Here is a 20,916-nt window from a genome sequence, read left to right as displayed (position 1 = left end):
GACCACCTCCGCCCGGGACGCTCGCCACACCGTCTTCCACCGACGTGTCCACCCCGGCCCCGACTCCAGAGACGCGCCTGCCACGGGATCAAGGACGTACGACGAGAGGAGATCGTCCAAGGTACAACTATGCGACCACACCGATCCCACCTCGACGGCCGGTGTGCAGACCGAAGCCTCCATGTACCCAGCACAGCCCGTTCCAGCCGCTTCTCGGGAAAGCTCCGCCGGTGAGAGGCAGAGTCAAGTACCGTGCCCGCCAATTGGAGGGCTCCGGACTGGGTCTGCGCATTTCAGACGATCGCAATGGGCAGGGAGTGGTGATACGCGCACAGAGTGGAGGCGAAAGGGAGGCAGGGTGGCACAGGAACCAACAAGGCGGGCAGGCCGACACTCACGCGCACGCCTTGAACGTGCCGCCTTCGCGGCCATGAGCCACGCGTCGCCCACCTTGCAGAGAGACACGCAGTTTGGGCAGTGCGTACACGCAGGTCGCATCTATGCTATCGGCATGGGTACGTACCGATCTTACCTAGCCATTCTCCAGGGGGCGGCATGTATGTAGAGCGAGTGGCCCTGAGGAATATCAAGGGGTTTACGGATGCGGAACTAGACTTTTCAGGAAACGATGGGAAGCATGCGGGTTGGGCTGTAATAACCGGCGATAACGGTTCAGGAAAGACCGCCTTTCTAAAATCTCTCTGCATGGCCCTTCTTGGGCCTGACGATTCTCGCGTTCTAATTCCCGACCTGCGCGGATGGGTTACGGAAGGGCAAGATACTGGCTCAATTTCAGTCGAAGTAAAACCGCACCACGAATTCGATCGGACAGCCAAGGGAGGGTTTCGCGTCCAGAACACCTTCTGGGCAGAGATCGAATTCAAGCGGGAGAGTGGCTCTTGGGCCATTTCCTCTGCCGACATCTACCGAAACAAGAAAAAAGGAGCGTTCAACGGACCATGGTCGGTCGGAACTCCCGGATGGTTTTCGCTAGGGTACGGTCCGTTTCGGCGCCTATACGGAAGTTCTCCCGATGCCCAGCGACTTATGGTGATCCCTGGCCGCGTTCCAAGGTTTGCGACTCTATTCAAGGAAGACGCGACGCTCGGCGAGTGCGAGCAGTGGGTGAAGCAGCTCAACTACAAGAAACTTGAACAGCAAGAGTCAGAAAAGATTGCCCTCGATAGCCTACTTGAGATCCTAAACGATGACTTCTTGCGCCAAGGGGTTTCCGTGCGAGGCGTCAACTCCGAGGGTATTTGGTTGACCGACTCAGCTGGACGGGACATGCCCCTGTCCGACATGAGCGAAGGCTACAGGTCAGCTCTGGCGATGCTCATCGACATCTTCCGGCACATGGTAGATGTGTATGGAGCCGCGGACCTAACAGCGAAGAGCGAAGACGGGTCTTCTTATGTAAACCGTCCCGGCGTTGTAGTTATCGACGAAGTCGACTCGCATCTTCACCCAGCCTGGCAGAGGGAAATCGGGTTCTGGCTGAAAAAGCATTTCCCGCTGGTTCAGTTCATCGTCACTACCCACAGCCCACTGGTCTGCCAGGCCGCAGATCGCGGCCGCATTTACCACATGGCTCAGCCTGGATCAGGCGAGATCCCTTTCCGACTCGACGAAAACGACTTCAACCGAGTCATCGCAGGAAAGCCCGACCAGATCCTTATTTCACCAGCGTTCGGCATGCCCCATACCAGGTCTCCAAGGGCAGTGATGGCAAACCGACAACACTCTCGCCTTCGCGCCAAGCAGCTCTCTGGAAAGCTCAGCAAGAACGAGGAGAAAGAGCTGGATCAGCTCTCACTCTTCGCCGATTAACCAGGGGGGGAAATTGCGGAGGATCGCGAGAGGGGAAATCCCTCTCCAAGCGCGCCAAGAACTCTACAAGCGTCAGAGACTAGCAACCTCTCAAGAAAAAGCTAGGGAGGAGTGGAATAAGTACCGAAGGTCGGTGAAGAGTAAGGTTGTAGTCGACGCACTGAAAAGCGCTGTAGGCATCCGTCAAAGATGCCTCTACTGTTGCGACTCACGTTCAGCCGATGTTGATCATTTCATTCCAATCGGCATCGACTTCACAAAGGCATTCAAGTGGGCGAACTTCATCTGGGTGTGCCCAGAGTGCAACAGGCGGAAGGGTAAACGATTCCCGCTTGATTCAACAGGTGCGCCACTTATTATCGATCCGACCCGAGTTGATCCATGGGATCATCTAATCTTGGACACGGCTACAGGATACTTGGCTCCACGGTTCCTCGATGATGACTTCGACTCTATGGGGGAGGCAACGTTAGACGTTCTCTCCTGTATAAATTTCGAGTCTGTCACTGAAGGGCGGAAACGCGTTATTCGCCGCTACTACGAAGCTATCGACCGGATACTTGAATCCAGTGACTCCTCAGCCCTTTTTGCAAGTCTGGCACGCGAAGTCAGAGAAGATGAGTATGGCGTATCAGGATGGTTCGCGCTGCGAGAAGGTGCGACAGAGGAAAAATTTCTGCAACTGAGGAAAGATTCTCCGCACTGTTGGCGCAAGTTCGTGAGACTTGCCCTACAAAACTAGCCTCGATCGTTCATGAGGGTCCGCCAGCTTTCTGACGGACCCTCATGAACGATCGAGGCTAAAGGCCAGGATAACCACCCTCGAACAGCATATGATCGACCTGGAACTGAAACTCCAGAAGCGCGATGACGACCTTGCTGCCGCATGCTCCGCGAACCGCGAAATGATGGCCCAACTCAACCGTCAAGATTCAGCACGCGCGTGAGATTTCGCATTCAGTTTTCGGCGTGTGAACTTCCGAAATCTTCCTTCGTTGGAATCTGACGGAACCGCCAGATTCGCAAAACGTGGTCTTCCTTCGCCCAGTAGTCTTCAGGGATCAACTGGGCGAGGAGGGCCGGCTCTGGCTCTTCACGTAACGCGCGGATGTCACCTTCATCGGTGGTGATGGATTGCAGGAACCGGAGAGTATACATCTTACTGAGCGGTCCGAAGAACGCGAATCCCTGCTCGGCGATCTGGCGTTCCCCGTCTTCGTCGGTTTCTGGCCGGTAAATAAAGTCGATTCTCTCAACACGACCTTGATCGTCAACGTGGGTCTCCGTGGTCTCATCCCAGCCACCGTGCCAGACCAGGAACCATGCCAGCTTCTGTTCATCAGGGTCGGTGATGACCCGCCCAGCGCTGAGCAACTCCACACCGCCAATCGTGAGCGCCCGCCGGTCATCCCCCGCCAGCTTTTCCTTTTCCCGGTCCATCATCACCGAGAACGTGAGGGGTGGCTCAGAGGCAAGCATTCCATCGCCGAGAAGAGATTGCATTTCATTGGCCTTCATGGAGTTGACGAAGGGTAGTCGCTGTTGACTTCCGACAAGGTTGAAGACGGATGGGTCGACAAGCGTCCACATACCCATGCTGCTCCACAAGTGTGCGTAGAGCAGTCGACCGCCCGTGGCCTTAGCATAAGTCTGGGCAGCAGCCATATCTTTGGCACGGACCTTAGCCTCAAGGACGCCGGGAGCCACATTCTTGACTTCGATCAGGAGTTGAGTGCCATCCTTCAGGACAATGCGGTAGTCCGGCGGTTGAAGTTCTCCGTCTGCGTCATCGAAGTAGAACAGCCCAGAGTCCTCGGTCTTGATCAGCCGAACAGAATCGAGGGCAACCACCACCGCTTCAAACGCGTACTGCGTCTGCCAGCCTTGCAGCCTGGAGATGTTGCCAAGGGATTCGCTAAGGGCGTCGCTGATCGCTGAGATGCTCTCTGCATGCCGGTCACTCAGCAGCCGTTGCCCGTCGGGGGACGGAAGCGCCAGTTCGATCAACGGCATGACTTCGAGTCCCAGGTTGCCCTTCCGGCCCCGTCGCAACGTCATGTGCACGCCCCCAAGCGTCGGTCACTCTGCTCCGCAGCCGGCAACATCGCCGAGCTCGCCGAGATCTATGCGTACACCTCCCAGCCGAGACGTGCCTCCCTATTGGCCAGGAAGCCCTTGAAGTGAATCTTGAGGCGGATCCGTGCAGCACAGGTGTTGCACCCGTTAGGCTCATCCCGACGGCTTCTGAGCTGTGGAAACTCCAATCACACGCTCGCGGTGCCCCAGAGAAACGTCGGCGACCGGGACCCGAGTGGGCGGTGGGTGCCTCGTTCCGTCGTGGAGCGGATCGAGCGGTACGGCAACAACGGCATCGACCTGGACTTCCGGCAGATCGCCGTGACCGCCAACGACGTCCGTGGCGGGCACCTGGTGTCGCACGAGGCCAACACCGGGGACAGCAACTTCAAGCGGTTCCGGGAGGAGTGCCTCCGGGAGGGCCTGAACCCGTATGAGGCGGTCGAGGTGGAGGCCCTTACGCCCGGGAACGCTGCGGGACCGCCTGGAGACCGCGATCGAGCGCCAGGTGCGCGACGTACACCAGTGGGACATCCTGGCCCGCGCCGAGGAGCACGACCGAAGCATGCTCCTGGGAATCCAAGAAGCCCTCGAAGCGCACCTTCAGCAGCGGGAGACCAGCCGGGACGGTGAGTAGTTCCGCCGTTCCGGGGTCTGAGATTGGTAGGCGCCGTTGCTCGTGTGCTAGCGCCGTGGGAACCCCAGGCGCTTGCGGTTACGGCACGGCCCAAGCTGCCAGCGCAGCCGCTTGATGGGATGCGGCCATCGCCACCGCGGCTCCGGATACAGCGCCGTCCGGCACTCCTTCAAGAACTCGTCCACCTTCTCCAGGGCGCGGCCCTGCAACTCCACGATGGTGCGCCGCTGGTCGTGCGGTCGGCCCAGCTCGAACCACCAGATCACCTCGTCCACCCAGGCCCCGAGCCGGTCCGCGGCCGCCACCGCACAGTCGGCCACCTTCTCCGGCCCCTCAACGGCGACGGCACCCACAGCCGCGCCCAGCTCGTCCTGTGCCGCCTGCGCGCGCTCCAGCCGCTCGTGCGCCCGGCCTTCATCTACCTCCGGCTTGCTCAGCACATCCATCAGCCGCGTCACGCATCGCGCCGCACCAGCAGCGCCTCGGCACACGCACCGTAGACAGACCGCCGCACCCTCTCCTGTTCCAGCGCCCGCCCGCCCTGCTCACCGATCCGGGCCACCCACACACCACCGGCCACGCCGCCCAGCGCCGCCACCGCCGTCCCCCCGACACCGACCAGCGCCACCAGCGTCACCGAGTCCACCTGCGCATCGTGCCTGCCCACACCCCACCAGCCCAGCCCCGACCCGGCTCCGGCGACCGACACTCACCTGCCTGGCCCCGGCTCCAGCCGCAAGGGTGCCTGAAGACCATCGGATATTTGTCAGGCACGTACGAGAACGGCTGCATGCCTGACGTGCCTGCTGCTTCCCAGACACCCGAGATAACCCGCGACGGAGGGCGCGGACACCTCGCCGAGCAGATCGCGCACCGCGTCACGCACCAAGGCCGCCTCGTCGGACCGCGGGCCGGACTGACCGCCCGCCTCTCACTCCTCCCGTGCGCCACGGGCCACTTCGGCCATGACCTCCGTAGCGATGCCGAGGAGGGGGCGGAAGTCCCCATGAGCGGCTTTCCACCACGCCGAGGTGCGCGGGTCGAGGATCTGGCACGTGATGAGCGCGTCCCAGTCGGCTGCCACCCGACACCGTTGCATATGGTGGTCCTCGTGCGGGAAGAGCCCCGTGCGTCGTGTCTGCCCTACCCGCAACACGCTGTCCCGTAGGACAACGTCACTGCTTTCATCGAGCAGACGCAACGCGCGGTCGGTGTCGGTGAGGTGGGCCGTGCTGACCATGTCCATCAGGCTGACCATGCCGTCGCCGCGCGTGGATCCCGGCTTGTAGCCCTGGTTCTCTATCAGCTCGCGCAGGCGTCTCGCGCGAGGGTCGGCGGAGAGGAATGCCCCTTCTAGGGCCTTCTGGCTCAGCGTGCTGAGGGGCTTTCCCATCTCGGCGCACATGACCCCGAACGCCTCGCGCAGACCGGTTCTCCAGGCGTGCTTCCCCCCGGTGGCTTTCTGCACGTCCTCCAGGAAGGCGTTGATCTGATCCTGGCTGATCCCGCGAATCTGGGAGAGGTGGACGATCATCCCCAGCACCGGCTTGGGTGAAAGCGGAAGCAGCGCCTCGATGGCCTTCTGGGAGTTGACGTTGATTCTAGGAGGCGGCGGTCCGATCTCAGGTCGCTTCAGAAGGTTCTCGACTCCCTTTCGCAGTGAGGTGCGGAGGTTGCGAGTGGCGCGGGGATCCGGGTTCATCGCCAACAACCTCCCTTTCACCCCCGGGCACAGCTGGCCGGCAGTGCGGGCCCTGGCGCAGAGTTCGGCGGCCAGCACTGCGTTATCGATCTCTTCAGCCGTGGCGTCCGCGGTCAGCTTCGGGATGAAGCCGACGTCGTAGTCCCGAAGAAACGTCTTGTCCTTGTATACGTCCGGACCGTAGCCAGCAGCGTCCAGGGCTTGCCGTACGGGCCGGAACGCGAGGGGTGGCTTGTTGTTACGGCTCACGCCCCGAGGCTAGGCGTCCTCACGGGGTGGGGGTCCACTTTTCTGCCTGCCCGCCATCCGGCGCTTGCGGTCCGATGGGCTCTCCACGAGGACGAGGTCTTGCGGGGCTAACCCCCGCGCCCTCCATCGTGGCGATCCCAACTCACCGGAGGTCCCTCATATGTTCAGCATCGACGGCGTCACCTCGGCGGCCGCCGCCCAGGACACAGCGCCTATGCCCGCCGTGACGTTCGACGTGTTCACCGCCTTCATCGTCGCCGTCGCGTTGGTGCTCGCCTGGCTCGTCTACCGGTGGACGGCCCCGGCTCCGGGGTCCCCCGTCCAGATGTCCAAGGGCGAACGGCTCGCGTACGCCATCGGCGCTGCGGCGTCGGTCATCGTGATCGGCGGCTACCTCGGCGGCGGGTTCAGGGGGTTCGGGTACCCGGAGACAGACGCCCGTCCGGTGTCCCGTGACAGCCGTTCGGCGGCGCTCGTGCAGGGGCCTGTGGCCGACGGCAGTCCTGCCGGCCACGGGCCGTAGACCCGTGGCCGGACCAGGTCCCTCGCGATCAGGTCGCGGGAACGCGGCACGGACGCCTGCCAGCCGTCGATGGTCACCAGCTGCACGATCCCGTCGTCGGTGATGCCACGCCGCCGGTCGGCACGGACCTTGACCGGCTTGTCGCTTCTCCTCGGCGACGTCGACCACCGCCTTGCCCACCCGCTCCTGGGTGATCAGGTCCCAGCACGCGACGACCGCGCGGGCGGCGAATTCGGCGTTAGTGCCGGTTTCCGTTCCGATGCCGCCGCTGGGTAGCTGTTCGCTCACGGCAGCAGCCGGTCCGTACAGGAGCTATCGGCAGGTTGCCCGCTCCGGGTGTCGCCAGCGGCCAGAGTTCCCGTTGTAGCGTCGGACGCCGTTTCGGCAGCGGCAGCGGTGCGGCGTTTGCTCCACTTGTCGTAGGCGACGGTCCCCGCGATAGAGGCGCTGGTGATGGCGCTGCCGATGATGATGCCCCGCCCGGTGTAGAAGGCGCGCAGCGCGGTGGGACCGCCGCGCTTGGCTGCTTCCTTGGCCAGTTCCGCGTAGGCCCACGCCATGGTGCTCCTCAATTCGTGTCGCTCACTCAAAGATGGATCAATGATCGCAGGGCGACACGTCGTGGGTGGGGCGTTCACGGACGTACGTCACCGGGTGCGGGAGCCTCAGCCGCCGATGATGCGGCCGTAGGTGAGGCGCTGCGGGCACCCTGTCCGCTGCTCGACGATCCTGGCACTGGTCGGTGAAGGAGACCAACCGGCCCTCAAACCGGACGCCGTTCGCGATCACGCATCGTCACGAACCGGTTGGAGTCCCCGGCGAACTCGCGACAGTTGAATACGCGAGCCCACCAGTACCAAGGCCCAGGTCCTCGTCGTCGGGACGGCTCAGCGTGTGCACACGAATGAGACTCACCAGTACTCGCGCACTTCAGTTGGCGAAGTCCGCCATCTACGGCGCTCAGTCACATCCACGACCCGGGCCGAGAGAATCAGCTTTGTCCGGGACATGTCCAGGAGCTAGTGTCCCCGGGCGCATATCAGGGGGATCACTACAGGTGGGGGACATGACCGGAAGCGGCCGCGCGCCCGAAAAGGGCGCGAACGTATGGGGGCAGGCCATCGCGGCGGTGGCGATGGTGACGGCACTCGGCGGGGGGTTGTGGGCGTACGGGCAGACGTCCGAGAGCAGTGGGCCGCCGCCCGCCACCTGCTCGGACGAGACGCCGGGGAAGCCGACCGGGCGGGTGACCGGGGCGCAGCTGTGCGAGGCGCTGCTCCGCCCCGACCTCGCCGAGCTCCTGGGCACGCCGGCCGAGGCCGCGAGGACCGCGAGCGGCAGCGACGGCTCCGTCGGGCTCTCCGGCGGCAAGGACATCCCGATGCCCTCCGCCGAGGTCGAGTTCGACACGTACACCGTGACGCTCTCGGCCACCTACGACGACCTCCCGGTGGCCGGGTCGGAGTCGCTGCTGAGAGACGCGGAGAAGCGCACGGTGCTGGGCCGGCCGGCGGTCCTGTACTCGGACCGCACGATCAGGATCGCCTTCCGCCTCGACGGGGGCGACACCGACAGCGGCCCCGGGGTCCCGCTGCGGTCCCTGATGGTGGCCAAGGACGCGAAGGACGGCGGTGGCTCCTTCGACGTGACCCTGTGGCGGGCCGACGGCATGGTGCCGGACGACGCCGTCCTGCTGCGGCTCGCCGAGAAGGTGCTGCCGACGGTCCCGGGATGGACCGCCGGCAGCTGACGCGCTCCGTCACCTCTGCTTGAGCCGCAGGAACGTCACGGAGTTCGCGGGGAAGGTGTACGCGAACCTGTCCGCGACCCCCGCGAAGGTGGACGTCGCCGGGGTGACCGGTGCGTCCGTCTCGGTGTTCACCGCGTCCTGGCCGGCGGCGAGGGTGGTGACCCGGGCCGTGGAGGCGACCCTGGCGCCGCCCAGATCGATCGCGGTGCGGGCCTCGGCCGGCTGGGCGTTGACGACCTTGACGATCAGGTCGCCGGTCCGGGCGTCCTTGGTGACGACCTGACGGAACGGCTCGGCCGGCTTGTCGTCGGTGAAGCCGCCCCACTCCTGGCCGTCGAGGTACAGCGTGACCTGGCGGCCGCGCACCTTGACGTCGATGTCGTAGGCGCGGCCCGTCTCGATCGAGCCGGCCTTGGTGAGCAGCGTGCCCTTGCCGCCGTCCACGGCCTGCTCGACGGCGGACTGGGTGTTGTTCCAGCCGCCCAGGTTCCACCAGTAGTAGTTGCCGGTGTCCTTGACGCCGAAGGCGACGAGGAAGCCCTCCTTGCCGGACTTCTTGGTGGCCTTCACATGCAGGTCGTAGTCGTGCCAGGACGGGTCGCCGGCCTGGACCATGGTGTTCTCCGCCGCCGCGTCCGTCTGGACGTACTGGCCGTCCTGGACGCTCCAGCTGCCGGCGGCGGTGTGCGTCCACTTCGAGGCGTCACCGGAGAAGTCGTCGCTCAGCAGGGTCGAGCCGTCGGCCCCGGTGACCTTCACATCGTCGTACGCGGCGCTGGTCGCCCACGTCGAGAGGCCGACCGCGCCGGCGATCGGGCCGCTGACGTCCGGCGTGGTGGTGGCCTTCGAGGGGACGACCCGGTCGCCGACGTTGTTCATGAACAGCTTCTGGACCTCGTAGTTCGCCGAGTTCCAGGAGGCGCGGTTGTTGAACCAGACCAGGTCCGGACGCCACTGGACGTAGTCCTCGTTGGCGAGCAGCGGGGCGTACGAGGCGAGCTTGACGACGTCCGCGTTGCGCTCCAGGCCGGTCATGAACGCGGCTTCGGAGAGGCCGTTCTTCCAGGCGTTGCCCTGGGAGGCGTACTCGCCGAGAAAGACCTTCGGGCCACCGCGGTCGTAGGAGTCGTAGCGGTCGTTGTTCTGGAGGAACCAGTTGGGGCTGTTGTAGTAGTGCTCGTCGACCATCTCGACGTTCGCCTCGCGGTTGAGCTTCCAGGCGGTGTCGAAGGTGGTGCCGGCGTCGTCGGGGCCGGAGTTGGAGACGACCGTGATGTCCGGGTACTCGGCCTCGATGGCGGCGCGGAACTGCTTGAAGCGGTCGAAGAACTCGTCGGGGAGGTTCTCCTCGTTGCCGACTTCGAGGTGCGTGAGGCGGAAGGGCCGCGGATGGCCCATCTCGGCACGGACCTTGCCCCACTTCGAGGTCGCCGGGCCGTTCGCGAACTCGATCAGGTCGAGGGTGTCCTGGATGTGCCTCTTGAGCAGCGCCTCGTCGTCGACGGCCTTGTTCTGGCCGCAGCCGGTCACCAGGGCCGGGACGACGGGCAGCGGCATGGCGCCGATGTCCTCGGAGAAGCGGAAGTACTCGTAGTAGCCGAGGCCGTAACTCTGGTTGTAGCCCCAGAAATTGCCGTTGGTGGCGCGCTCCTCGACCGGGCCGACGGTGTCCTTCCACTGGTAGGAGCGCTTGCGCTGCCAGCCGGAGGCCGCGCTGTAGTCCTCCATGGAGCCGGTGTTGACCAGGCAGCCGCCCGGGAAGCGCACGAACCCCGGGTGCAGGGCGGCGATCTTCTCGGCGAGGTCCTTGCGCAGGCCGTTCTGCTGGTTCCGGTAGGTGTCGCGCGGGAAGAGCGACACCATGTCGAGGGCCGCCGCGTCGTTGGCGGCGACGGCAAGACGGCCGCGGTTGCTGGTGCGGGTCGCGGTGAACGTGGCCCTGTACTTGGCCCAGCCACCCTTGACGGCCACCTGTCGGGCGGTCGCCAGCGCGCCGGCTGCGTCCTTCAGGGCGACGGTGAGCGTGCTGCCGCCGCCGGCGCGGGCCCACACCGAGAAGTCGTACCGCTTGCCCTGCTCGACCCGGATCCCGGTGTTGTTGCCGGCGTTCGTGACGGACGAACCGGCGCTCAGGGAGAGGTAGTTGCGGTTGCGCTCGTTCAGTCGGCCGGCGTCGTTCACTACCTCACCGGCGCCTTCGACGGTCCAGGAGGTGAGGGGCGTGTAGGACCGGTTGTCGTCCGTGGAGTACTCGAAGGACCGGTTCTGCACGAGCTCGGCGTACAGACCGCCGTCCGCGGCCCGGTTGATGTCCTCGAAGAAGACGCCGTACATCGTGTCGTCGATGGCGGCGCCCCTGGCGGCCGGGTCGACGGTGATCGAGTAGTCGGTGACGTCCTCGGCGTGCGCGGTGGCGGTGGGGACGAGGCCGGCCGCGACCAGGAGGGCGGTGGCGGCGGTGCCGTATCTCCAGCGGATGCGTGACATGGATACTCCGCGGCTCGATGTTCGAAATATCAGACACTGATCAACACTTCGAACGGCAAGATAGGGAGGGTGATTCGGAGGCGTCAACGGTTCGCACGGTTTCGAAAGTTGTCGGACGAGCCGGAAGGGTCGGGAGGGTGGAACTGATGGGCGAGTTCTGGCCGGTACCGGATGCGCTGGCGTATCTGGCCGGAGGCTGGCGCGCCGAGCGGTCGGTGCGGGATCTCGCGAGCGGGGACGAGGGCGAGTTCTCCGGTACGACGGTCTTCGAGCCAATGGAGGACGGGGAGCCGCCGCGAGGGCTGTCGCAGGAGGCACCGCAAGGGCTGTCACGGGGGCTGCTGCACCGCGAGTCCGGCACGTTCGTGTGGCGGGGCGTACCGCGGCCCGCCGAGCGGACGCTGCGCTTCCTGCCGGGGAGTTCACCGGGGGCGGTGGACGTGCGCTTCGCCGACGGTCGCCCGTTCCACGACCTGGACCTGTCGTCCGGCCGCCATGTCGCCGATCACCCCTGCTCGGCCGATCTCTACCGGGGCGAGTTCACCGTCCGGGACGCGGACCACTGGCGGTCGGTGTGGCGGGTGCGCGGACCGGCCAAGGACCTGGTCCTCACCACCGACTACGCACGCGAGCGCTGACCGGACCCCGCGTCGAAGCGGAGGTGCCAGCGCCCCGCGCGACCGGTGACCGTGGTCGCCGACAGCGGACGTACGTCGATGTTCCAGTACGTCGACGGCGGCGCCTTCAGCACGTACACCAGGGCCGCGCGGATCACCGACGGTTCGGCCACGGCGACGATACGGTCGCCGTCGTCCACGGGCCGGGTGTCGAGCCAGCCGCCGACGCGGCCGATGAACCCGAGCAGCGATTCTCCGCCGTGCGGCGTGGCGCGCGGGTCGGCCAGCCAGGCGTCCACCGCGTCCGGCTCACGGGCCATCGCCTCGCCGAGCGTGAGCCCCTGCCAGCGGCCCATGTCACAGTCGCGCAGGGCGAGTTGCACCAGCGGGGCGTAGCCGAGGGCGTCGCCGGTCGCGCGGCTGCGCGGGGTCGGCGAGCAGTAGCGCAGCTCGGCCGCGGCCAGCGGCAGCAGGCCGTGCGCGACGCTCTGCACCTCGTCCCAGCCGGCCTGGTCGAGTGGCCGGTCGTCCTGGAAGCGCTCCGCGAGCAGCGAGGAGCTGCGCGCGGCGGCGACGAACGTGACCCGAAGTGACATGCGGTGATGGTGTGACGCCGAAGTGACCAGGTCAAGAGTGGTTGTGCCGGCGTCACCGAGGGTGGACGAAGGCTTACTGCGGGGTCAGGATCAGGCGGACAAGTGGCCGGAAAACGAGCAGATGGAAACTTCAAGTACGCCCGTCACGGGGACCTCGACGGAAGGCCTCACGGTCAGAAGTAGAGCGCCATCCACTGGTCCGGGTTCTCCAGCGGCGCGAACCCGAGCTTCGCGTAGACCCCGTGCGCGTCGTGCGTGGCGAGCAGGATGCGCCGGAGCCCGTACGGCCGCAGGTGCTCCCGCACCTCCCCCACGAGCGCCGATCCGATGCCCTTGCCGCGCACCGACGGGTCCACGTACACGTCGCACAGCCACGCGAAGGTCGCCCGGTCGGTGATGATCCGGGCATACGCCACCTGATCCCCCGAGACCGACTCGTACACCCCGAAGTTCAGCGACCCGTCGATCGCCCGCTCCTGCTTCTCACGCTCCCGCCCGAGCGCCCAGTACGCATCGGTGGACAGCCACCGATGCACCCGCTCCCGGTCGATACGGTCCGGGTCGACAGAGATCTCATAGCCCGCGGCGAGGCTCGGGGTGTCGGTCATGCGGCGAGATTCCCAGGACGAGGCCACCGACGTCGACCGGTTTTCGCAGGCCCCTCCGGGGAGCGGCTATCGCCCCCCAAGGGGCGCGGGGAACTGCGCGACCAGCCACGACGGCGCCGCACATGAACGACACCCCACCGCGACCCACCCAGCGGAGCGCTAAAGCACTTCGTCGCAAGCCACCCGCAACCGCCGCACCCCCTCCGCGATCTCCCCCAGCCCCGCGACGGCCGCGAAGCTCAACCGCATATGACCGGCCGGCGGCTCCGCGCTGAAGTACGGACGCCCCGGCGTGACGGCGACGCCCGCACGCAGCGCCGCGGAGTTCAGCGCCGACTCTCCCCCAGGGCCGAAAGCCCGGGAGGTGCCCCCAGTGCCGTCAGGAAGGCGGAGCCACAGGTGGTAGCCGCCGGACGGGATGTGCGGGAGGGCGAGCTCGGGCAGGTCCAGACGCAGCGCGGCCGTCATGGTGTCGCGGCGCGTCCTCAACTCGGCGGAGATCGCCCGCAGATGACGGGGCCAGGCGGGCGAGCCGACCAGCTCCACGGCCGCTTCCTGCAAGGGGCGCGGCACGAAGAAGGAGTCGACGACCTGGATCGCGCGCAGCCTCTCCAGCACCGGACCGCGGGCGGCGAGCGCGCTCACCCGGAAGCTCGGCGAGGTCGCCTTGGTCAGCGAGCAGACGTGCACGACGACGCCGTCGGGGTCGTCGGCGGCCAGCGGACGCGGCAGCGGACCCGCGTCCTCGTGCACCAGCCGGCGTACGAAGTCGTCCTCGACGACGAAGGCACCGGCGTCGCGCGCGATGCGCAGCACCTCGCCGCGCCGGTCCGGGGCGAGCATCGCGCCGGTCGGGTTCTGGAACAGCGGCTGGCAGACGAAGACGCGGGCACCGGTCGCCCGGAACGCGTCGGCGAGCAGCGAAGGGCGTACCCCGTCGGCGTCCACCGGGACGGGGACCGGACGCAGACCCGCCCCGCGGGCGATCGCGAGCATGCCCGGATAGGTCGGCGATTCCACCAGCACCGGCGCTCCCGGCGGCGCGAGCGCTTTGAGCGCCGTGGTCAGCGCCGACTGACCGCCCGCGGTGATCAGCACCTCGGCCGCCGTGACGGCGCCGCCCGCACCGCCGATGCTGCGTGCGAACCAGTCCCGCAGCTCCGGCAGCCCCTCCATGGGCGGCCTCCCCCACGCGCCGGGCCGCCGGCCGGCCCGCGACAGCGCCGCGGCCATCGCCCGCTCCGGCTGCAAGGACTGGTGCAGATAGCCGCCGTTGAACTCGATCACGCCGGGCGGCGGAGCGGCGAGCGAGACGAGCACCCCCGAGGCGTCCACCGAACGCGGGACGAGCTCCGGCCCGCCTTCCGCGCTGAGGGTGACCTCCTGCCAGGAGGTGTCCCCGGCGGGGTCCACGCGTGTGTGCGGCTCGGCGCGGAACGCCCCGGCGCCGGGGCGGGTGACCACCAGGCCCTCGGCCGCCAGCTGGGCGAGGGCGCGGGAGACGGTCACCGGGCTCACCCGGAACCGCTCGACGAGCGCACGGCTCGACGGGAGCTTTCCACCTGGAGAGTAGCGGTTCAGTTCCCGTCGCAGCTGATTCGCCAGTTCACTGACACTGCTACGCTCTTGCATGAGGACCAAGAATAGCGCTACCGGCACGAGCCCGATAGCAGTCACCGCCGACCCGGCCCCGACGGCCACTACGACGTCCGCCGCCCCGGTCACCCCCGTCAGGCAGGCCGCTTCGGCGCGCGCGACCCTCGGCGGCACCTTCCAGGCCGCGCTCGGTGTCGCGGCCTTCTCCCTCACCTTCCCCGCCACCGCGTGGGGTCTGGAGAGCTTCGGCCCCTGGTCCCTGGTCGCCGTGCGCAGTGTGCTCGCCGCGCTCATCGCGGGCGGCTGTCTGCTCGCGCTGCGGGTCCCGCTGCCCGCCCGCCGGCACTGGGCGGGCCTCGCGGTGGTCGCCGCCGGAGTGGTCGTCGGCTTCCCTCTGCTCACCACGCTCGCGCTCCGGACGTCGACCACCGCGCACGCGGCCGTCGTGGTCGGTCTGCTGCCGCTGACCACCGCCCTGTTCTCGGCCCTGCGCGTCGGCACCCGCCCCTCGCGCACCTTCTGGCTGGCGGCGCTCGCGGGCGCCGCCGCGGTGGCCGCCTTCACGGTGCAGCAGAGCGGCGGCGCGCTGACCACCGCCGACCTGTATCTCTTCGGGGCCCTGCTGGTGTGCGCCGCCGGCTACACCGAGGGCGGCCGGCTGGCCCGGGTCATGCCGGGCTGGCAGGTGATCGGCTGGGCTCTGGTGCTGTGCCTGCCCATCGGTGTGCCGGCCGCCGCGGTGGCCCTGTCCCACGAAGCCGTCGAGCTGTCCTGGCACGGCGTGACCGGGCTGCTGTGGGTCGCGGCGGGCTCGCAGTTCCTCGGGCTCGTCGTCTGGTACCGGGGCATGGCGGCCATCGGCATCCCGAAGGCCAGCCAGTTGCAGTTGGCCCAGCCCCTGCTCACACTGGTGTGGTCGGTGCTGCTGCTGGGCGAGCACCTGACAGTGGCCGCCCCGCTGACGGCCGCGGCGGTACTCGTGTGCATCGCCGTGACGCAGCGGGCGCGTGGCTGAGCGGGCCCTGACGACCCACTTCCAACCACCGCTCCACGCCGTAGACTCAAGGCCACGGACCGCTGCTCCCGCACCTGGTGAGGAGGACCGACAGATGCGTGCAACCGTGGGCGACCAGCTTGTGCAGCACGGCAGGGTGGTCGGACAACACGACAAGGTCGGCGAGATCGTCGAAATCCTCGGCCATGAGGGCAACCCCCCGTACCGCGTCCGTTTCGAGGACGGGCACGAGGGTCTGTGCTCCCCCGGCCCCGACACCGAGATCCGTCACCGGAAGACGACGACGAGGTAGCCCGGCGAGGCGGCCCGTTCGCAGTGCCGGAGGACGGATCAGCGTGGTGCGATCGCCGGCTGCCCGTAGTGGTCGGCGACCACCCGTGCCATGGCCCCGATCCGGTCCGCCGCCAGGTCCTTCGCGGCGAAGTAGACGTGTCCGCGTGCCTCCGGGTGGTCCTCGGCCAGCGTGAGATGCCGCGACAGCTCGGCCGGGTCCTGCCAGGCGGCGGGCTGCGCCGCGTCCCCGGCCTTGTAGAGCGCCTCGCCGACGTAGAGCTGCGTCCGGCTCCCCCGCGCGACCTCGGCCCACCACGGCAGGAGCTTGGCGTAGTCCGCGACGTCGAAGCCGATGTTCCAGTACAGCTGCGGGCAGATGTAGTCGATCCAGCCCTCGCGCACCCACTTGCGGGTGTCCGCGTACAGGTCGTCGTACGTCTCGACACCGCCCCGGGTGTCGGAGCCCAGCGGGTCGGAGGCGGCGTTGCGCCACACGCCGAACGGGCTGATGCCGAACTGCGTGGCGGGCCTGATCGCCCTGATGCCGGCCGCCATCTCCAGGATCAGCTTGTCGATGTTGTCCCGCCGCCAGTCGGCCCTGGCCTCGAAGCCGCCGCCGTAGGTGTCGTACGCCTCGTCGTCGTCGAAGCTCTGCCCGGCCACCGGATAGGGGTAGAAGTAGTCGTCGAAGTGGACCGCGTCGACGGGGTAGCGCGCCACCGCGTCCAGCATGGCCCGCTGCACGAAGGCCCGGACCTCGGGCAGCCCCGGGTTGTAGTAGAGCTTGCCGCCGTACGACACCACCCAGTGCGGGTGCCGGCGGGCGGGGTGGGTCTCGGCCAGCCGGTCGAGGTCGGTGTGGTTGGCGATGCGGTACGGGTTGCACCAGGCGTGCAGCTGGAGCCCGCGGGCGTGGGCCTCCTCCACCGCCGTGCCCAGCGGGTCCCAGCCGGGGTCCTGGCCCTGGGTGCCGGTGAGGACCTGGGTCCACGGCTCGTACGGCGAGGGCCACAGGGCGTCGGCGGTCGGCCGCACCTGGAGGATCACCGTGTTCAGCCGGCAGCGGGCGGCCGCGTCGAGGTGGGCCATCAGTTCGGCGCGCTGCTCGTCCGCGGTGAGCCCTTGCCTGGAGGGCCAGTCCCGGTTGGCGACGGTCGCCACCCAGACCCCGCGCATCTCACGGGTCGCCCACCGCCGGTTCCGGTTCGCTCCGTCCGCCACGGCGGAACCGGCCGCCATCGCGCCGCCTGACCCCACGAGTGCCGACAGCGCGGTCACCGTGAATGCCCGCCGTGACAGCCATGCCTTCCGGTTGCGCATCCTTTTCGTACCTCCGTGTGCCGTGGTCAATGGCCCCGCCCCGGGACGGATCCACATGTTCTGGACCTGATCCCGCGTCAGCCTTTCATGCGGCACCCGAACGATCGATCACGCGCCGCCGAAGGTAACGTGCAGGTTTGGAGCAGGCGCCGAACAACGGCGGACCTGCCGCAGTCGTGGATCAGCGAAGGGGTCGATGTGACCGGCATCTCCGGAGATATTGCACGCGTCGGTGTGGTGGGCTGCGGCCAGATGGGAGCGGGCATCGCCGAGGTGTGCGCCCGCGCCGGGCTGGACGTGAAGGTCGCCGAGACCACCGGCGAGGCCCTGGAGATCGGCCGCACCCGGCTGTTCAACTCCCTGGACAAGGCCGCCGAGCGCGGCAAGATCAGCGAGGCGGAGCGGGACGAGACGCTGGCGCGGCTGTCCTTCACCACCGACCTCGGCGAGTTCGCCGACCGCGATCTCGTGATCGAGGCCGTCGTGGAGAACGAGCAGGTCAAGACCGAGATCTTCCAGGTGCTCGACCAGGTCGTGACCCGGCCCGACGCGATCCTCGCCTCCAACACCTCCTCGATCCCGCTGGTGAAGCTCGCGGTCGCCACCTCGCGCCCGGACCAGGTCATCGGCGTGCACTTCTTCAACCCGGCCCCGGTGCAGAAGCTCGTCGAGCTGATCCCGGCGCTCACCACCTCCGAGGGCACGATCGCCCGCGCCCAGTCCTTCGCCGAGAAGCTGCTGGGCAAGCACGCCATCCGCGCCCAGGACCGCTCCGGCTTCGTGGTCAACGCGCTGCTCATCCCGTACCTGCTCTCCGCGATCCGGATGTTCGAGTCGGGCATCGCCAGCCGCGAGGACATCGACAACGGCATGGAGCTCGGCTGCGCCCACCCCATGGGCCCGCTGAAGCTGTCCGACCTCATCGGCCTGGACACGGTCGCCTCGGTGGCGGACAGCATGTACGACGAGTTCAAGGAGCCGCTGTACGCGGCACCCCCGCTGCTACAGCGCATGGTGGACGCGGGCCGGCTGGGCCGCAAGACCGGCTCCGGCTTCTACACCTACGGCTGATTACGGTCGGTCAGATTCCGGCCAAGTACACGGGCCCGGCACCGGACAGGTGCCGGGCCCGCGTCATTCACACACCGTGTGCGCGGCGGGCTCGCATATGCCGTTCGCACACTCTCCCCATGCGTCCACCAGGCGAGTTCACTTTTCCTGCGCATGCCAGGGATTCGAGACGACTACGGAAAGGAGCGGACACGTGACCGCCGATCCCGAGCATCCAGTCGTATCTGGAGAACTCGCAGAGTTACGACGCCGACTCGACGTCGCCTACGCCCGCGTGGAGGGCGGGCTGACTCTGCTCACGCACCGCACCGAGGAGACCGCCAAGGAGCTCGACGAGCTGAACACCCGGATCCACACACTGGAACACACGCGCTGGCCGCTGCCCGCGGTCGCCGCCCTCACCGCCGTGGGTGCTCTCGTCGTGGCGATCTGGCAGGCCGTCGGGCGCTAGCCGAGCCTGAGATGGTGCAGCAGCAGTAACGCGGCCGCCATGTTGGCGGCCGGGACCTCCCCACGGGCGACCATGTCGGGGACGAGCTTGAGCGGGACCCATTCCCTGCGGTCCGACTCGAAGTCGTCCACGGGATGCCCGACGTACTCGCCCTCGTCGGCCCAGTAGATGTGGTGCCGGGCGTCGGTGAGCCCGTTGGAGGGCTCCACGCTCATGAGGTGGTGCAGAGGTCCCGGCCGCCAGCCGGTCTCCTCCTCGAGCTCCCTGGCGGCCGCCCGGGCGATGTCCTCGCCGTCCTCGACGACGCCTGCCGCGAGTTCCCACCCCCAGCTGTCGGTGATGAAACGGTGGCGCCACAGGAGGAGGACTTCATTGGCCTCGTTGACCACCGTGGCCACGGCCACCGGCCGCAGCCGTATCAGGAAGTGGTCCAGGTGCCGGCCGTCAGGCAGCTCCACGTCTGCCAGGTTGACGGTGAACCAGCGGTTTTCATACACAGTTTGTTCGTTCTGTTTCGTCCACTGCACGGTTCTGCCACCTTCCGTCGAGTAAGTGGCAATATCGCAGCAGGGACTATGAGGTGTCGGTGTTCGAGTACCCCGCGTGCACCGGCCTACAGCGGTACGCGCAGCGCTCCGTCGATGAGTTCGGCGGCCTCGGAGGTGCCCGCGCCACCGCTGCGCACCAGGTGTTCGCGTACCGCCCGGAGTCTGTCGCGCAGGCGCTGGGACTCCATTCCCCGCGCCTGCTCGGCCATCTGCACGGCGGTGGCCACGGCCTTGTCCGCGTTGCCCTGGCGCAGCTCGATCGTGCTGAGCATGGCCAGCCGGTGCACCCGGCCCCGGTCGTGGGCGGGGTTGTCGACGGCTGCCGTGGCGTGCTCCCCCGCGGCCGCGAGCTCCCCGAGACTCAGCAGCGCCTCCGCCACCTGGACGTTGACGAGGCCGGGCTGGACATAGCCCGTTTCGTCGGGTTCGTATCCGCGGTGGATGCGTTCGGCGGCCTGCTCGGCACGCCGGATGCAGGACAGGGCGCTCGTGCCGTCGCCGAGGTGCGCGTACGCCTTCGCCTGCATCGCGTACAGATCGGAGGCGAGTGCCGGGGTGATGTGCTTGCCGGCGGCCCGCAGCGCGGCCTCCGCGAAGGCGACCGCCTGCCGGAACTCCCGCATGAACAGCGCCTGGTTGACGAGCAGGGCGATCACGTACGCACCGAGCCCACGGTCCCCACTGGCCTTCGCCAGCCGCAGCGCCTGATGGAAGTACCGCTGGGCGAGCCCGTGCGCGTCGGAGTCGTAGGCGCAGATCCCGGCGATGGCCACCAGCCCGCCCGTGGCCCGGTGCAGTTGGCGCCCGGTGGCGTCGGTGTAGCTGCCGCGCAGCAGCGGGGCGGCCTCGGCGTTGAGGAAGCCGACGATCCGGGTGCGGGTCGCGATGCCGCCCGCCTTGCGGTACATCTGCTCGTAGTGGGTGCGGGCCGCGCGCAGCATGTCGATGTCGGCGGAGGTGACCCGGTGCCGTCCCCCGCGTGAGACGTCGACGTCCTCGGGCGGGTTCTCCCACTCCCACACCGGCATCACCGCGGGTGTGCCGGTGACCGCGGGGGCGCCCAGTATGTGCGGCCGCTGCTGCTCGTCGGAGCGCCACAGGGCGGTGGCCCGCTCGACGAAGCCGGACAGCGTGGTGGTGTGCGCGGAGTTGGGCTCACCGGGGACGCCGAGACCGATGTCGTCGAGTGTGACGGTACGGTGCAGCCGGCCGGCCAGCACCTCGCAGATCAGGTCGGGCACCTGACCGCGGGGCCGCTGCCCCTTCAACCACCGCGCGACGGCGGTGTGTTCGTATCTCAGCGCGAGCCCACGCGCCCGCCCCGCCTGGTTCACGTGTGCTGCCAGCCCCGCGTGCGAGATCCCGGCCTCGTCCAGGATCGCGTCGAGCAGAGTGTTGGGCTGCATATATGCCCCCCGGGTGGCCTCGGTGACCGTCAGACTAGTGCGAACCGGTTCACACGGGGTGTGAACGAAGTACGCGAATCCGTAGCGTGCGCGCGCTGTTGCGGAGAGTTTCCTACCGGTTGACTGAGATGCCTCGCAAAGAGGCCGGCCGGGCCGCCGGC

At 67.6% G+C, this 20,916-nt stretch carries 22 protein-coding genes; 10 read left to right on the top strand and 12 right to left on the bottom strand.

The window, feature by feature from the left end:
* Positions 1-555 precede the first annotated feature (555 nt).
* Positions 556-1,830 carry an AAA family ATPase gene (locus CP983_RS35250; RefSeq protein WP_150504102.1) on the top strand — a complete coding sequence of 425 codons (1,275 nt, stop codon included), beginning with the start codon at positions 556-558 and terminating at the stop codon, positions 1,828-1,830.
* 133 nt (positions 1,831-1,963) lie between these two features.
* Positions 1,964-2,572, top strand: coding sequence for an HNH endonuclease signature motif containing protein (locus CP983_RS45275; RefSeq protein ID WP_167537805.1), 609 nt, complete (start codon positions 1,964-1,966; stop codon positions 2,570-2,572).
* Positions 2,573-2,787: 215 nt separating this feature from the next.
* Here CP983_RS45275 and CP983_RS35240 read toward each other — a convergent pair whose 3' ends face one another.
* Positions 2,788-3,894 (bottom strand): hypothetical protein, encoded by a 1,107-nt coding sequence (locus tag CP983_RS35240; RefSeq protein WP_150504100.1) that lies wholly within the window; start codon positions 3,892-3,894, stop codon positions 2,788-2,790.
* A 520-nt stretch (positions 3,895-4,414) separates the two neighbouring features.
* On the opposite strand from CP983_RS35240, the gene CP983_RS45010 reads away from it, so the two are divergent.
* Positions 4,415-4,543 (top strand): hypothetical protein, encoded by a 129-nt coding sequence (locus CP983_RS45010; RefSeq protein WP_268256303.1) that lies wholly within the window; start codon positions 4,415-4,417, stop codon positions 4,541-4,543.
* A gap of 47 nt (positions 4,544-4,590) precedes the next feature.
* Here the strand turns inward: CP983_RS45010 and CP983_RS35235 are convergent, their stop codons facing one another.
* From CP983_RS35235 to CP983_RS35225, 3 genes are all read right to left on the bottom strand, one after another.
* A complete protein-coding gene (locus CP983_RS35235) occupies positions 4,591-5,001 on the bottom strand; it encodes a hypothetical protein (RefSeq protein WP_150504098.1) in 411 nt (136 codons plus the stop codon).
* Entirely contained in the window at positions 4,998-5,210 is a 213-nt protein-coding gene (locus CP983_RS44155; protein WP_167537804.1) for a hypothetical protein, read from the bottom strand. Before CP983_RS44155 ends, CP983_RS35235 begins: the two co-directional genes overlap by 4 nt.
* A gap of 264 nt (positions 5,211-5,474) precedes the next feature.
* On the bottom strand, positions 5,475-6,494 hold the full coding sequence (locus tag CP983_RS35225; RefSeq protein ID WP_150504096.1) for a hypothetical protein: 1,020 nt from the start codon (positions 6,492-6,494) through the stop codon (positions 5,475-5,477).
* 160 nt (positions 6,495-6,654) lie between these two features.
* On the opposite strand from CP983_RS35225, the gene CP983_RS35220 reads away from it, so the two are divergent.
* A complete protein-coding gene (locus CP983_RS35220) occupies positions 6,655-7,017 on the top strand; it encodes a hypothetical protein (RefSeq protein ID WP_150504095.1) in 363 nt (120 codons plus the stop codon).
* A 284-nt stretch (positions 7,018-7,301) separates the two neighbouring features.
* Here CP983_RS35220 and CP983_RS35215 read toward each other — a convergent pair whose 3' ends face one another.
* Entirely contained in the window at positions 7,302-7,577 is a 276-nt protein-coding gene (locus CP983_RS35215) for a hypothetical protein (RefSeq protein ID WP_150504093.1), read from the bottom strand.
* Positions 7,578-8,083: 506 nt separating this feature from the next.
* Between CP983_RS35215 and CP983_RS35210 the strand changes: the two genes are divergently transcribed.
* Positions 8,084-8,767: a DUF6215 domain-containing protein gene (locus CP983_RS35210; RefSeq protein ID WP_150504091.1), complete on the top strand. Its 684-nt coding sequence runs from the start codon at positions 8,084-8,086 to the stop codon at positions 8,765-8,767.
* 9 nt (positions 8,768-8,776) lie between these two features.
* Here the strand turns inward: CP983_RS35210 and CP983_RS35205 are convergent, their stop codons facing one another.
* The gene (locus CP983_RS35205; protein WP_150504089.1) at positions 8,777-11,254 is read right to left on the bottom strand and encodes an alpha-L-arabinofuranosidase C-terminal domain-containing protein; all 2,478 of its coding nucleotides are present in this window, start codon (positions 11,252-11,254) and stop codon (positions 8,777-8,779) included.
* A gap of 146 nt (positions 11,255-11,400) precedes the next feature.
* Between CP983_RS35205 and CP983_RS35200 the strand changes: the two genes are divergently transcribed.
* Positions 11,401-11,892, top strand: coding sequence for a DUF6314 family protein (locus tag CP983_RS35200; protein ID WP_150504087.1), 492 nt, complete (start codon positions 11,401-11,403; stop codon positions 11,890-11,892).
* Here CP983_RS35200 and CP983_RS35195 read toward each other — a convergent pair.
* From CP983_RS35195 to CP983_RS35185, 3 genes are all read right to left on the bottom strand, one after another.
* Positions 11,874-12,467: a histidine phosphatase family protein gene (locus tag CP983_RS35195; protein ID WP_107909304.1), complete on the bottom strand. Its 594-nt coding sequence runs from the start codon at positions 12,465-12,467 to the stop codon at positions 11,874-11,876. The genes CP983_RS35200 and CP983_RS35195 overlap by 19 nt on opposite strands.
* A gap of 173 nt (positions 12,468-12,640) precedes the next feature.
* Positions 12,641-13,075, bottom strand: a complete 435-nt coding sequence (locus tag CP983_RS35190) for a GNAT family N-acetyltransferase (RefSeq protein ID WP_150504085.1) — start codon at positions 13,073-13,075, stop codon at positions 12,641-12,643.
* 159 nt (positions 13,076-13,234) lie between these two features.
* Positions 13,235-14,707 carry an aminotransferase-like domain-containing protein gene (locus CP983_RS35185; RefSeq protein WP_150504083.1) on the bottom strand — a complete coding sequence of 491 codons (1,473 nt, stop codon included), beginning with the start codon at positions 14,705-14,707 and terminating at the stop codon, positions 13,235-13,237.
* Here CP983_RS35185 and CP983_RS35180 point away from each other — a divergent pair.
* Entirely contained in the window at positions 14,706-15,686 is a 981-nt protein-coding gene (locus tag CP983_RS35180) for a DMT family transporter (protein ID WP_150504081.1), read from the top strand. The two genes, CP983_RS35185 and CP983_RS35180, sit on opposite strands and share 2 nt — an antisense overlap.
* Before the next feature lie 94 nt (positions 15,687-15,780).
* On the top strand, positions 15,781-15,978 hold the full coding sequence (locus tag CP983_RS35175) for a DUF1918 domain-containing protein (RefSeq protein WP_107909300.1): 198 nt from the start codon (positions 15,781-15,783) through the stop codon (positions 15,976-15,978).
* A 38-nt stretch (positions 15,979-16,016) separates the two neighbouring features.
* On the opposite strand, the gene CP983_RS35170 is transcribed toward CP983_RS35175, so the two are convergent.
* Positions 16,017-17,279 carry a glycoside hydrolase family 10-like protein gene (locus tag CP983_RS35170; RefSeq protein WP_107909299.1) on the bottom strand — a complete coding sequence of 421 codons (1,263 nt, stop codon included), beginning with the start codon at positions 17,277-17,279 and terminating at the stop codon, positions 16,017-16,019.
* Positions 17,280-17,477: 198 nt separating this feature from the next.
* Between CP983_RS35170 and CP983_RS35165 the strand changes: the two genes are divergently transcribed.
* Positions 17,478-18,350, top strand: coding sequence for a 3-hydroxybutyryl-CoA dehydrogenase (locus CP983_RS35165; protein ID WP_150504080.1), 873 nt, complete (start codon positions 17,478-17,480; stop codon positions 18,348-18,350).
* A 193-nt stretch (positions 18,351-18,543) separates the two neighbouring features.
* Positions 18,544-18,801 (top strand): hypothetical protein, encoded by a 258-nt coding sequence (locus CP983_RS35160; RefSeq protein WP_107909297.1) that lies wholly within the window; start codon positions 18,544-18,546, stop codon positions 18,799-18,801.
* Here the strand turns inward: CP983_RS35160 and CP983_RS35155 are convergent.
* Both CP983_RS35155 and CP983_RS35150 read right to left on the bottom strand, forming a co-directional pair.
* Positions 18,798-19,328 (bottom strand): NUDIX hydrolase, encoded by a 531-nt coding sequence (locus CP983_RS35155; RefSeq protein ID WP_030952280.1) that lies wholly within the window; start codon positions 19,326-19,328, stop codon positions 18,798-18,800. The two genes, CP983_RS35160 and CP983_RS35155, sit on opposite strands and share 4 nt — an antisense overlap.
* Positions 19,329-19,414: 86 nt before the next feature.
* Entirely contained in the window at positions 19,415-20,755 is a 1,341-nt protein-coding gene (locus CP983_RS35150) for an NsdA family TPR-like regulatory protein (protein WP_030952278.1), read from the bottom strand.
* Positions 20,756-20,916: the final 161 nt, after the last annotated feature.

Origin of the sequence: Streptomyces chartreusis (assembly GCF_008704715.1) — a bacterium.
GTDB classification, from domain to species: domain Bacteria; phylum Actinomycetota; class Actinomycetes; order Streptomycetales; family Streptomycetaceae; genus Streptomyces; species Streptomyces chartreusis.
This window is presented reverse-complemented; position numbering and strand designations above follow the sequence as displayed.

What these genes read in the sequence shown, in the direction of transcription:
- CP983_RS35195 (WP_107909304.1), bottom strand. Translation starts at nt 12,467, where the DNA reads ATGTCACTTCGGGTCACGTTCGTCGCCGCCGCGCGCAGCTCCTCGCTG.
- CP983_RS35200 (WP_150504087.1), top strand. Translation starts at nt 11,401, where the DNA reads ATGGGCGAGTTCTGGCCGGTACCGGATGCGCTGGCGTATCTGGCCGGA.
- CP983_RS35205 (WP_150504089.1), bottom strand. Translation starts at nt 11,254, where the DNA reads ATGTCACGCATCCGCTGGAGATACGGCACCGCCGCCACCGCCCTCCTG.
- CP983_RS35170 (WP_107909299.1), bottom strand. Translation starts at nt 17,279, where the DNA reads ATGCGCAACCGGAAGGCATGGCTGTCACGGCGGGCATTCACGGTGACC.
- CP983_RS35175 (WP_107909300.1), top strand. Translation starts at nt 15,781, where the DNA reads ATGCGTGCAACCGTGGGCGACCAGCTTGTGCAGCACGGCAGGGTGGTC.
- CP983_RS35190 (WP_150504085.1), bottom strand. Translation starts at nt 13,075, where the DNA reads ATGACCGACACCCCGAGCCTCGCCGCGGGCTATGAGATCTCTGTCGAC.
- CP983_RS35185 (WP_150504083.1), bottom strand. Translation starts at nt 14,707, where the DNA reads ATGCAAGAGCGTAGCAGTGTCAGTGAACTGGCGAATCAGCTGCGACGG.
- CP983_RS35210 (WP_150504091.1), top strand. Translation starts at nt 8,084, where the DNA reads ATGACCGGAAGCGGCCGCGCGCCCGAAAAGGGCGCGAACGTATGGGGG.
- CP983_RS35250 (WP_150504102.1), top strand. Translation starts at nt 556, where the DNA reads ATGTATGTAGAGCGAGTGGCCCTGAGGAATATCAAGGGGTTTACGGAT.
- CP983_RS35150 (WP_030952278.1), bottom strand. Translation starts at nt 20,755, where the DNA reads ATGCAGCCCAACACTCTGCTCGACGCGATCCTGGACGAGGCCGGGATC.
- CP983_RS35220 (WP_150504095.1), top strand. Translation starts at nt 6,655, where the DNA reads ATGTTCAGCATCGACGGCGTCACCTCGGCGGCCGCCGCCCAGGACACA.
- CP983_RS35180 (WP_150504081.1), top strand. Translation starts at nt 14,706, where the DNA reads ATGAGGACCAAGAATAGCGCTACCGGCACGAGCCCGATAGCAGTCACC.
- CP983_RS35215 (WP_150504093.1), bottom strand. Translation starts at nt 7,577, where the DNA reads ATGGCGTGGGCCTACGCGGAACTGGCCAAGGAAGCAGCCAAGCGCGGC.